The following is a 12,262-nucleotide window of genomic DNA, read 5'->3' on the forward strand; positions in this document are numbered from 1 at the left end:
CTCCAACGAAAGTTTCTTGCCTTACAGCCGCCTCAACCGCTCCACCTGACGCTCCAACGAAAGTTTCTTGCCTTACAGCTACCTCAACCGCTCCGGCCGGTGCGCCAGCGAAACTTTAGATTCTCTATTTATCCGGTTGAAATAGCTTCACAGAATTCTCATCCAAAGCCTTGCCTAACAGGGGGATAACAGCTAAGCTAGAAGAGGTGAATGAGTAAATTAACCATAAAGGACGGTAACCGGGAGAATGTTTAAGAAATTAAAATGGGGTATACGCGCCAAAATTATTTTTGGCTACACCGTTGTCATCCTATTCTTGACTATAGCCATATTATTGGTAGGCAGCCAACTGACCGCGCTACAGAAGGAAATTGACTATATTGCGGACCATGATATTGAAGTTCATGACCTGACCAATCGGCTGGAGCGCCACATGCTCAACCTGGAGACGGGTCAGCGCGGGTACATGATAACCGGCAGGAACAGTTATCTTGAACCTTACAACAGATCCAAATCCAACTGGGAGCAGGACTACAACCTGTTGCATTCGTTGATTGGAGACAATGAGAAGCAGCAGATCACGCTTGAAGCCATTAAGGCGGGGTTTGTTGAATGGATCAGCACCGTCGGCGATCCCAGCATTGCAATGAAGGAGCAGCAGAATGATGAGGGGGTCGCGAGCTTCTTCATCACTGATCCCGGCAAGCGGATCGTGGATCAGTCGAGGGAGAAATTCAGTAGCTTCCGTTCTGAGGAGCGCGCGTTGACCAATGCACGTACAGAAAGTCTCGGTCAGCAAAATATGTGGCTGCAGATTACACTATACACTGCACTGGTTATTGTATCCGCATTGGCACTGGCCATTGCCTTTACAGTATCCGGCAGTATCGTACGCGCTATTCGTGAAATCAATAACGCGGTGCGGCTCATGGCTTCACCCGAAGGCGATATGAGCAGTCGCATTACAGTAAACACCCGCGATGAAATCTATGAGCTGGTGAACTCCACGAATGGTTTGCTGGATAATGTCGAGCAGTCTCAATGGTTGCAGGTTAAAGTAACCGAGTTAATCAGTGAGCATCAAAGCGAGACCGATATAACAGGGCTGTCGCAGTCCTTTGTAAACCGGATTTCGGAATTGCTGGATGCGTCTTATGGCGTGTTGTACTTGCGTAAACGCAACAAGAACGGTGACGAGATGATGGTCCGCCAGGCTGCTTACGCCATTCCTGCGGGATCCCAGGCACCTGAAGCTTTTGCGTTCGGTGAAGGACTGGTCGGCCAAGCGGCCAAGGATAAACGAATCTTCCAGATCTCTGATGTGCCTTCCCATTATTATCGAATTACGTCGGGTTTGGGCGAATCTCAGCCGCAGCATCTGATTGTAGCGCCTTCCTGCTTTGAGAATGAAGTGGTAGCTATTGTCGAGCTGGCTTCGTTCATGCCGTTCAACGAACAGGAGCGCGAGCTGCTGTCGAAGACGATGGAGTCCTTTGGAGCGATTATCAACAGCGCGGCGAGCCGTCAGGAGATCGAGGAATTGCTGCAGGAATCGCAGACCTTAACCGAAGAGCTGCAATCGCAGTCAGAAGAACTGCAAGCTCAGCAGGAAGAAATGCGCGTTACAAACGAGCAATTGGAAGAGCAGAATCGCCTGGCCGAGCTGAAGTCGCAGGAGCTGGAGAAGATCAGCAAGGCGCTGGAGGCCAATGCCGAGCAGCTCAAACAGAGCTCTCGCTACAAATCCGAATTCCTGGCCAATATCTCGCATGAGCTGCGTACGCCGCTCAACAGTATGTTGATTCTCTCTCAGATTCTTTCGGAGAATCAGAGTAACCATCTCGACAAGGATGAGCAAAAATACGCAACGGTTATTCATTCAGCAGGCGAGGACTTATTAAATCTAATTAATGATATTTTGGACCTGTCAAAAGTAGAGGCTGGCAAATTGGATATTGTTATGGAGGAAATGAGCGTAACAGAGCTTACTTCTTTGTTGATGCATCAGTTTGAGAAGACCTCCGAACAGAAGGCGCTGGATTTTCATGTTGAAGTGGCGCCGGACTCCGATGAAATTTTCTATACCGACAGTCAGCGGCTCCATCAGATTATGAAAAATCTGTTGTCTAACGCATTTAAATTCACCGAGCAAGGCTCCGTGACATTTGCTGTGCGGAAGGCAAAAGAGGAAGAGATCCAGACTCACCTGCCAACTCAGGCCGGTCGGACGGTGCTTGCCCTCCGCGTGACAGATACAGGAATCGGCATTGCCAAGGATAAGCAAGCCTTGATCTTCGAAGCCTTCCAGCAAGCGGATGGCACGACCAGCCGCAAGTATGGGGGCACGGGTCTAGGATTGTCGATCTGTCGGGAGCTGACAACATTGCTCGGCGGTACAATGACAATTAAGAGCGAACCGGATGAGGGTAGCACCTTTACGGTGTATATACCTAGCATGGAGCCCAATTACGAGGGTCAGCGCCAAGTGGCAGCAGGCGAACAGTTAGCCACCGCGCAATCGAATGCGGCGGTCTCACAGGAAAGCGAAGAGAGGAATCTGTCCCGCAAACAAGCGAATGAGCCGATGGAAGAACCACAAGAGGAAGAATTGTCTACTATCGAGGGCTTGCAGGTGCTTGTGGTTGATGACGACGAGCGCAATATATTTGCCTTGACGAATTCCTTGGAACGCGAGGGATTACGGATTCATGCTGCACGCAACGGTCAGGAAGCACTGGATGCGCTCGCGACAGAGCAGGGGATCGCGCTGGTGCTGATGGACATTATGATGCCTGTCATGGATGGATATACGGCAATTCGCAAAATCCGCGAACAGCCGGAGCACGTGAATCTACCGATTATTGCCCTGACTGCCAAGGCGATGAAGGAAGACCGCGATCGCTGCCTGGAAGCGGGAGCTTCTGATTATATTAGCAAACCGGTGGATTTGCGCAGATTACTGTCTATGATTCGGGTATGGCTTTCCAAGCAGGCCGGACGATGAACGAGAACAAGCCACCCTCTCAGCAGCCCATGGAGGAGCAGGGAAGCTCCCGGCTGGAACAGTTGGAGCTGGAGCTGCTGCTTGAAGGTCTGTATCGAATGTATGGTTACGACTACCGTAATTATGTTCGTAATTCGGTAGCGAGGAGAGTGAAATTGCGGCTGGGCGCGGAGCGTTTGCCGACGATTACGGCTCTGCTGGATCGGGTGCTGCACGATCCTGCCACTGCCCAACGGCTGATGCAGGACTTCTCGATTCCTGTAACGGAGATGTTTCGCGATCCACTGTTCTTCTACGCGTTCCGTACCAAGGTCATTCCCCAGCTGCGCCGATTGCCTGAAGTACGGATCTGGCATGCCGGTTGTTCCAGCGGGGAAGAGGTTTATTCCATGGCCATCCTCCTGGAGGAAGAAGGTCTGCTGTCCAAAACCAAAATCTACGCAACAGATATTAACGAAACGATGCTGGAACGCGCCCGTACGGGCGCTTTTCCGCTTAATCGTATGCAGGCGTATACGACCAACTATATCCGTTCCGGTGGAATGCGAGAATTCTCATCCTACTACGATAGCGATCAGGTGCATGCTCATTTTAATCCAGAGCTGATCCAGCATGCGTTGTTTGTTCACCATAATCTAGTGACAGACCGTTCCTTCAATGAATTCCATGTGATTGTGTGCCGCAATGTCATGATCTATTTTGATTTAGAGCTGCAATCCAGGGTCCACGACCTGTTCTATGAATCGCTTGCTCCGTCTGGCATTCTTGCATTAGGCAGCAAAGAATCGCTGATGCTCTCGCAACATCGTCAGAATTATCGAGAGCTGGATGGGAGTCAGAAAATCTATCAAACCCGCAAATAATGGTGGTTCAAAACCATTGAATGTATAAACACCAGGCCGTCTCCGCATCCTAGTTCTGACTGTTTGAGCAGTTGTGTGCAGGGGTAATATTCGCTTAGATAAGGAACAGTACCTGTACTTGTCAATACAGACTTACAAAAGGAGCGCGATTGGAATGGCAACGAAAGCACCGACAAAAAAATCACAAGCCACTGAAGTGATTGATCATCTGAATAAGCAGGTAGCTAACTGGAGTGTCATGTACATGAAGCTCCATCATTTCCACTGGTATGTCAAAGGCCCTAACTTCTTCGCACTGCATGCCAAGTTCGAGGAACTGTATGAAGAGGCTACTCTAATTATGGACGAGCTGGCGGAGAGAGTGCTCACCATTGGGGGCAGCCCGGTATCAACATTGAAGGAACAGTTGTCCCTGTCTTCCATCAAGGAAGCATCAGGTCGTGAAAAGGATGCCAATGCAATGCTCCAGGCCATCATTGATGACTTTACAGTTCTGGCCGAGGAATGCAAAGCAGGCGCTGAATTGGCGGAAGAGGCCGGTGACGAGCCGACAGCCGACATGCTGATTGGCCGTACAGAGTCGATTGAGAAAAACATTTGGATGCTCAAAGCCGCACAGGGCTAAATCATACAAGCAGGACAGGAGGACCGCTGAGGCGGTCCTCTTTGTCGTTCAGGAGTCGCAAACTCTCTTGTGGAGTATAGACCCCAAATTACACAGGTCTGGCTGTTCTTATCTGTAAGCGTTACCAGATTCAAGAGTTCGATTTTTGTTTGTTTTGTATAGGTAAAAAGTCCCTTTCTATGTCGATAAAAAGGAAATAGACTATTTGGTATAGAAATATTTATATCTTGACGAACTCTATATTATAGTCCAAATTAGGTGTTCTTCACCGAATCACTCCCCATTTCATTGGACAACCGCTACAGTAGTCGTTGAAGCTTACTTGTGCCAAGTTGCCCTGCCATTCCACTACACAATGTACCTTTAAGCAGGAATATAACGAAACCACATAAAGGGTTAAGGCAAAAATATGACCATACATACGAAGGATCATAAAAAGCAGTCGCATCATGCGGCTCGCATAGCGGATGTCCGGGTATCGGACCGCCGAACGGCCAAGCTGCGTCTCTGGCGCCGCATGATGCTGTGCGCGTTCGCTGCGCTGCTGCTGGCCCTGACCCTTCATCTGCCTGCTGGAGCACCAGGCTCGGAAGCTGCAGTCCGGACGCTGGCGGACGGGTTGGCTGCCGAGGAGCCTGACAGCTGGCTGGTCAAGTGGCACGACCCCTTGCAGATGAGTCAGCTTCGGGGAACCGAGCTGATTCGCAGGCAGCATGAGGCTGCAGTCGATGTGGTCCGTCCCAAAGCCGGAGTCGACCGCGAGAAATGGCTGCAAAAGCTTCGAGCACTGCCGGAGATTGAGTATGTCCACCCAAATGGCAAGGTTCGCACGCTGGCTATGCCTGTGACAGTCGATCCTGAGCTGACGAAGCAGCATTATCTGGACCAAATCCGCGTAAAGCCCGTATGGGAAAGCGGATATACCCGTTCTGATCTCACGATTGCTATCGTTGATACGGGCATTGATCTGCAGCATCCTGATCTGGCTGGCAATCTGGTCGAAGGCATCAACCTGATTAAACCCGGCTCACCGCCCCAGGATGACAATGGGCACGGAACCGGTGTCGCTGGCGTGTTGGCAGCTGTAGGCAATAACGGACAGGGAGTTTCCGGCATCCTGCATCAGGCAAGAATTATGCCCATCAAGGCATTGGATTACGAAGGGTATAGCGAAGAAGACCGACTGGGCGAAGGCATTCTGCATGCCGTGCGCAACGGAGCCAAAATTGTTGTGTTGTCAGTGGGATTGTATCGCTATTCCCCCTATATGAGCGACATCGTGGCATTAGCCGAGAGACAAGGCGTCCTGCTCGTAGGCGCTGCTGGCAATGATGGACTCATCTATGGAGATAAGGCTGCGGTGAAATATCCGGCCGGTTATCCTACCGTGCTGGCAGTAGGAGGGGCAACCCATGACAATCAGGTGGAGCCTCGTTCCAATCCCGGTCCGGAAATGGATATCGTCGCACCTTGGCGGGTGTATACAACCAAGCTAGGCGGTGGCTACAAGCATGACGAAGGGACGTCGCTGGCTGCGCCCCAGGCTGCAGGAGTCGCTGCATTGCTGTGGGCGAAATATCCGGAGCTGAAGCCATATCAGGTGCGCCAGCTGTTGCGCCAGTCTGCCAAGGATATCGGGCCCGCTGGTTGGGATTCAGCCACGGGCTACGGTTTGCTGCAGGCGGACAAAGCGATGAGTATTCGCTACAATCCTGATCCGGCAGAGCCGAATAACAGTCGCGCGCAAGCTTATCCATTTCCCTTGCAGACGCAGCTGAGCGGGGTGCTGGATCAGGGCTCAGACAGGGATTGGTTTGTCATCGATGCTCCGTACGATGGTAAGCTGACCATTCTGTTTCAAGGTCTGACCTCCCCTGGGGAACCTATGCCTCCGGTCGTCATCAGTCATCATGATGGCGAAGCTATAGTGGATGACGAGCGGGTAAAGATCGGTACTAAAACCGCCGAATTTCTTGTTCAAAAGGGGAAAAACTATATTGAGCTCAAGCTTGAGGAAGGTGGTTCAGAGGGCGTACTTCCCTATCTGATCACATCGGAATTCCGGATGAATCCGGATCCCTACGAAGTAAATGACAAGAGCTACCAAGCCTATACCTTGGTACCGCAAAGCCAGGAAATTACCGGCAACTTTCATCAAACGGGTGATTATGACTGGTTTGCTGTGACATTTACGCAGGGAGGCAAGCTGAAGCTGAAAGTGAGCACGGATACCGTGCGCATTGATCCGCGCATCGCCATTCAGCGAGCGGGTGATCCGTTATTGGAGATTGATGAGCATGGAGATGGACACGACGAGGAGTCGCCATCCTTGACGATTACTCCGGGCAAATATTATATCCGAATCAATAATGCGGCAGCAGCTGAAGCCAGTCCAGTCGTTGGCACCTATACCCTAACCTTTGACTATTTGACTGAATACGATGATCCCAACGAGCCCAATAACAGGGTTTATGAGGCAACCACCATTCGCTCCGGTACGGAATATGTTGGCGTTATTCATCAAGCGGATGACGTCGATTGGTTCCAGATCCGGGTAAACGAAGACAGTATTCTAAAATTGCAGGTAGAGGATATACCAGCCAGCAGATCGTTAACTCTGGAACTGTTTGACCGTACGCAAACTCCTATTCGTTCCATGCGATCCAAGGATCAACAGCAATCGCTGAACATGGAGCAGAAGTTGCAAGCAGGTCAGTATTTCATTAAAATCTCTGCAGATGCTGCATTTAATCATCAATTTTACCGATTCAAAGTAGAGCAAGACGAATTGCTTGGTGGCTTCCGCGATATACAGGAGCATTGGGCAGCGGCTGCTATTGTTTCTTTGCATGATCGGAACATTATCGGTGGCTACGGGGATGACCGCTTCAAGCCAGCTAATCCAGTTACGCGTGCTGAAGCGGCCACCATGCTGGTAAGGGCCTATCGGCCGGTTGGGGGGCAAGCCTCTGACTTCAAGGATGTTCAGAGCGTTCACTGGGCTTACGGTTCCATTATGACAGCCGCCGGCCAAGGATGGGTGTCCGGGTATCCCGGAGGCTCATATCGGCCGGAGCAGCCCATCAGCCGCTCCGAAATGGCGGCCATGCTGAGAGGGGCCATGGGCATCCCTGCAGTGTCATCGACGGTTGCGCCATTTTCTGATGTGGAGGCGGGACATTGGTCGGCACCGACATTGACGGCGCTCAAGCAGGCTGGGTGGATTACCGGATTTCCGGGTAATGTCTTTTATCCTGGGCAGCAGGCCAGTCGTGCCGAATTTGCAGCGCTTCTGCATCGGGCGCTAACCCCTTGAGGAAGGAGCATCACAGTGAACCGTAGCACTCTTACATCATCAGTGGGCATCGACGGATTATTGTCACTCACGATCGCACTGCTCAGCATTACGTTTGCGTGGTATGTCGTCCAAGGCATTAATATAGACAAGTGGGTGAAACAGCCCCGCGGGCCGCAAGCCAGGATGCTCCAAGTGCTCTTGGCTGTTGTCCTCGGGCATGGGCTTGCCCGTTTTATTGTAGACTACATGGAATGGACAAGAATGCTGCGGTGGATTGTCGAATAACATGCGTTAAAAAGGTCAACAATGGGTAATACATGACGGAACGAGATGAATCGGCTTTCCAGAAGCCTTGGAATTCACGCCGTTCCTGCACATCGTGTCGAATGATGCGGACAGGAAAATAAAAAGCGCTTGTCGATGAGAGTTAAGAAATGGTATGATTGAGTTTGTTGTGTGAATTTTGCTTTGACAGCGCGCGGGGGGAATAATTAATGAGTAAAATAGTCGTCCGCGGTGGGCAGAGACTATCAGGAACCGTTCGGGTAAGCGGCGCGAAAAATTCTGTGCTCCCAATTCTTGCAGCCTCTTTGCTTGCGGCAAAGGGTGAAAGTGTCATTCGTGACGTACCGCTGCTTGATGATGTAATGAATATACACAAGGTGCTTGCATGTCTGGGCGCCGATCTGTCTTATCATAATGAATCGGAAATCATGCATATCGACGCCAGGGATCTGACATCCCATGAAGCACCGTACGAGCTGGTTCGCAAAATGCGGGCATCTTTCCTCGTCATGGGACCTTTGTTGGCTCGCATGGGCTGTGCCCGCATCTCGCTGCCAGGCGGATGTGCGATTGGTACGCGCCCGATTGACCAGCATTTGAAGGGCTTCGAAGCCATGGGGGCAGATATTAACCTTGGTCATGGTTACATTGAAGCGAAGACTGAAGGCCGGCTGCGCGGCGCCAAGATCTATCTGGATGTTGCCAGCGTGGGTGCAACCCAGAATATTATGATGGCTGCTGCACTGGCTGAAGGCACCACCACGATTGAAAATGCGGCTAAAGAACCCGAAATTGTGGATCTGGCCAACTACTTGAATAGCATGGGCGCTACCGTACGCGGAGCAGGTACCGGTATGATTCGGATTGAAGGGGTAGAGGAGCTGCATGGTGCAGACCATACCGTCATTCCAGACCGGGTCGAAGCAGGAACGTACATGATTGCAGCAGCCATCACTGGTGGCGATGTCTATGTGGAAGGCGCCATCGCCGATCACTTGGCACCCGTGATCTCCAAGATGCAGGAGATGGGCGTAACGGTGATTGAAGACGAGAATGGCGTGCGCGTGCGAGCCGAGCAAGCGCTCAAGTCGGTAGACGTCAAGACCTTACCTTATCCTGGCTTCCCTACCGATATGCAGTCTCAGATGATGGCGCTGCTGATGGTATCCGAAGGAACCAGCGTGGTAACAGAGACGGTCTTCGAGAACCGTTTCATGCATGTAGAGGAATTCACCAAGCTGCAGGCTCATATAAAGGTCGAGGGCCGTACGGCGATCGTGAGCGGTGGTACGCAGCTCGTCGGAGCGAAGGTATGTGCTACGGATCTTCGAGCAGGAGCAGCACTGATCTGTGCGGCGCTGAGAGCTGAAGGTGAATCCGAAGTAACCGGTATCCACCATGTGGACCGCGGCTACGTTAAATTGACCGAGAAGCTTGCCGGACTGGGAGCGGATATCAGTCGCGTTGAAGCCGAACCAGAGGCAGATATTATGGAAGAAAAAGTGGCCAGTATTCTTAGCGACATTTCGACAGATGCTGACAAGAAGCCAGTCATCGCGGCTTCCGCCAAGCCAGCCGACACCAGCAAACGTGATAAGGACGTGGCCGTACTTAAAGCTCAGCCAACCTGGGCTTAAGTCACCCCTTACATAGGAAATTTGCGGCACGACAGACCCTGTTCTTTCAGGTCTGTCGTGTTTTTTGTTGTGCCTGGAGGCCATGTTCTAATCTAGTAAAGCCATTCATAGAATAAGGTATGGACAACCTGAGCAGAAGCGCCAGCCTCACCGGCTGAAGCGCTGCTTCGTTGTCTTCCGAAGGAGGAAGGAGAAGGGCATGCGTATTCTACTAGGTTCTAGATTATGGAGATGGTCAGCTGTAGCTGCTGCGGGCGCAGCGTTGGCGGTTCTGGTTACGGGATTGATTCTGCAACCTGCTGCTCCGGAGGGTCCCCCTGCACCGGAAGTGAACGCCGGACAAGTGGTCCCCCCCGTTCAAGGTGACGAGCCCCAGCCGACAGAGACGGCGGCCGAGTCGCTCGCTGCAGCCGAAGAAGCCTTGACTGAGCAAGAGGGCATACTGGATCAATTGCGGGTGAACGTCTTTGTCAGCAAAGAGTCGCGGATCGAACGGGTACCGCTAGAGTTATATGTGCGAGGTGTACTTGCAGGCGAGATGCCGGCCGATTTTGAAATGGAAGCATTGAAGGCGCAGGCCATTGCGGCGCGAACGTATATTGTCAAGCAACTGGCGGCAGGCGGCGGAACAGGGAAGAAGACAGGTGATATCAGCGATACGGTTTCCCATCAAGTCTATGTCCCGCTCACTGAGCTGGGGACGCGTTGGCCGGAGGAGCAATCGACTCAGTCGCTGGCCAGATTAACCCGTGCCGTTCAGGAAACAAGGGGCCTAATTATGACGTACAATGGCAAGCCGATAGAAGCTTCTTTCTTCTCTACCAGCAACGGCTATACCGAGAACTCGGAGGACTATTGGACGTTAAGCCTCCCTTATCTGCGCAGTGTGCCCAGTCCGTGGGATCAGGAGCTGTCGCCTCGCTATGAGCAGACGGTGACGCTCTCTCTGGAGGAATTTCGCCGCAAGCTGGGCGTCGGAAAGGGAGCAGAGCGCACGATGCGCATCCTGGAGAGGACACAAGGACAGCGGGTTAAATCCGTATCGATTGGAGGTAAAACCTTTACAGGACGCCAGGTACGGGAGAAGCTGGGCTTGGCATCCAGCCAATTCGGCTGGTCTACGGCTGACGGAGAAATCACGTTTACTACCTACGGATACGGGCATGGCGTCGGGATGAGCCAGTGGGGGGCCAACGGCATGGCCAAGTCCGGTAAAGCGGCAGAAGCCATTTTACAACACTACTATACGGGCGTTACGATTGAACAAGCTTCAAAGCTACCATCTGAATTTTAACCTCACGTATAAATCACGAGCTTCTGGCAACAATGGCTAGTGAGGTGATGGAAGATGAATGAAGAAAACAAAAATTCCAAGTTTGAGGAATCTCCTAAATCGAATCCAGGAGGTTCAACTGCCAACGCGTCTTCGTGGAAAAGGCTGCTCGCGAAAAAATGGTTTTCCCCAGCAGCTTTCATGGCGGCGGCAGCAATTATCGTAACCTTAATGTGGCTCTATCAGGGGTCAGGACAGCTAGAGATCGTAGAGGATAACCAACCTGGTCAAGAAGCTACAGAAGGCAGTGAAATCGCTGAGCAACCGGGAGCAATTGACGAAGAGACGCTGGAAGTGCTCGCAGGAAACGAAACGCTTCAATGGCCTGTCCTGAACCGTGATGAGTTGGTCGTCGCTACGCCTTTCTATGAAGCTGATGCCTCTAATGAAGAGCGTCAGGCCGCCATGGTGCAAGTCGGTAACACGTATACCGCGCACATGGGAATCGACTTTACGCAAGCCGAAGACCAGCCGTTTGATGTGCTGGCAGCGATGAGCGGCAAAGTCAGCCATGTCGATCAGCATCCAACCAATGGATTTGTCGTCGAAATCTCGCATCCCGATAGCATCGTCACGATCTATCAAGGCGTGAGCGACGTCACTGTGAAGACCGGCGACGAAGTAAAACAAGGAACAATCATTGCCAAATCGGGCCGCAATGAGCTCGAGAAGGAACTGGGCAACCATTTGCATTTTGAAATTCGCCAAAACGGCGAAGCGGTCAACCCGGGCTTGCTCCTTCCGGAGTAAGCGAAATCCGCAACCAGCAAAGCGGCAGAGGCATCGTCTCTGCCGCTTTGCTGTGTGCCAAAATGAAAATAATTGTACGAAATAGCTTGTCAGGCTTGGCAATAAAGAATATCTACCCGCTCCCCTCATATACTGTACCAAACTATCTCGAGTAGGGGAGGCGGGAACGTGCACGATTACATCAAGGAAAGAACGATAAAAATCGGCCGCTGCATCGTGGAAACCAAGCATACGGTACGGACGATCGCCAAGGAGTTCGGGGTTTCCAAAAGCACGGTGCATAAGGATCTGACCGAGCGGTTGCCAGAGATAAATCCGGACCTGGCCGATCAGGTCAAGCACATTCTCGAATACCACAAATCGATCCGACACTTGAGGGGAGGAGAAGCGACGAAGATCAAATACAAGAAAACGACGGGGAAGAAGAGGGAAGTGGTCGCTGCTGCAAAAATTTGACGGATTTTCAG

At 51.7% G+C, this 12,262-nt stretch carries 9 protein-coding genes; all 9 read left to right on the forward strand.

Translation table 11 applies throughout. The annotated features are described in order from the left end of the window. Positions 1–247 precede the first annotated feature (247 nt). Entirely contained in the window at positions 248–3,004 is a 2,757-nt protein-coding gene (locus F556_RS0123680) for a CHASE3 domain-containing protein (RefSeq protein WP_020619485.1), read from the forward strand. Continuing rightward, the gene (locus F556_RS0123685; protein ID WP_020619486.1) at positions 3,001–3,867 is read left to right on the forward strand and encodes a CheR family methyltransferase; all 867 of its coding nucleotides are present in this window, start codon (positions 3,001–3,003) and stop codon (positions 3,865–3,867) included. Before F556_RS0123680 ends, F556_RS0123685 begins: the two co-directional genes overlap by 4 nt. 154 nt (positions 3,868–4,021) lie before the next feature. Then, positions 4,022–4,492, forward strand: coding sequence for a Dps family protein (locus F556_RS0123690; RefSeq protein ID WP_020619487.1), 471 nt, complete (start codon positions 4,022–4,024; stop codon positions 4,490–4,492). Between the two features lie 409 nt (positions 4,493–4,901). Next, positions 4,902–7,808: a S8 family peptidase gene (locus F556_RS0123695; protein ID WP_020619488.1), complete on the forward strand. Its 2,907-nt coding sequence runs from the start codon at positions 4,902–4,904 to the stop codon at positions 7,806–7,808. Positions 7,809–7,823: 15 nt separating this feature from the next. Beyond that, a complete protein-coding gene (locus F556_RS0123700; RefSeq protein WP_020619489.1) occupies positions 7,824–8,075 on the forward strand; it encodes a DUF1146 family protein in 252 nt (83 codons plus the stop codon). 209 nt (positions 8,076–8,284) lie between these two features. Continuing rightward, the gene (murA, locus tag F556_RS0123705; protein ID WP_020619490.1) at positions 8,285–9,712 is read left to right on the forward strand and encodes a UDP-N-acetylglucosamine 1-carboxyvinyltransferase; all 1,428 of its coding nucleotides are present in this window, start codon (positions 8,285–8,287) and stop codon (positions 9,710–9,712) included. A gap of 199 nt (positions 9,713–9,911) precedes the next feature. Continuing rightward, positions 9,912–11,006 (forward strand): stage II sporulation protein D, encoded by a 1,095-nt coding sequence (spoIID, locus tag F556_RS0123710; RefSeq protein WP_020619491.1) that lies wholly within the window; start codon positions 9,912–9,914, stop codon positions 11,004–11,006. A gap of 180 nt (positions 11,007–11,186) precedes the next feature. After that, positions 11,187–11,795, forward strand: a complete 609-nt coding sequence (locus tag F556_RS0123715) for a M23 family metallopeptidase (protein ID WP_245583127.1) — start codon at positions 11,187–11,189, stop codon at positions 11,793–11,795. Positions 11,796–11,963: 168 nt separating this feature from the next. After that, complete coding sequence (spoIIID, locus tag F556_RS0123720) at positions 11,964–12,251, forward strand: sporulation transcriptional regulator SpoIIID (protein ID WP_020619493.1); 288 nt, start codon at positions 11,964–11,966, stop codon at positions 12,249–12,251. Positions 12,252–12,262: the final 11 nt, after the last annotated feature.

This window comes from Paenibacillus daejeonensis DSM 15491 (assembly GCF_000378385.1).
Taxonomy (GTDB): Bacteria; Bacillota; Bacilli; order Paenibacillales; family Paenibacillaceae; genus Paenibacillus_D; species Paenibacillus_D daejeonensis.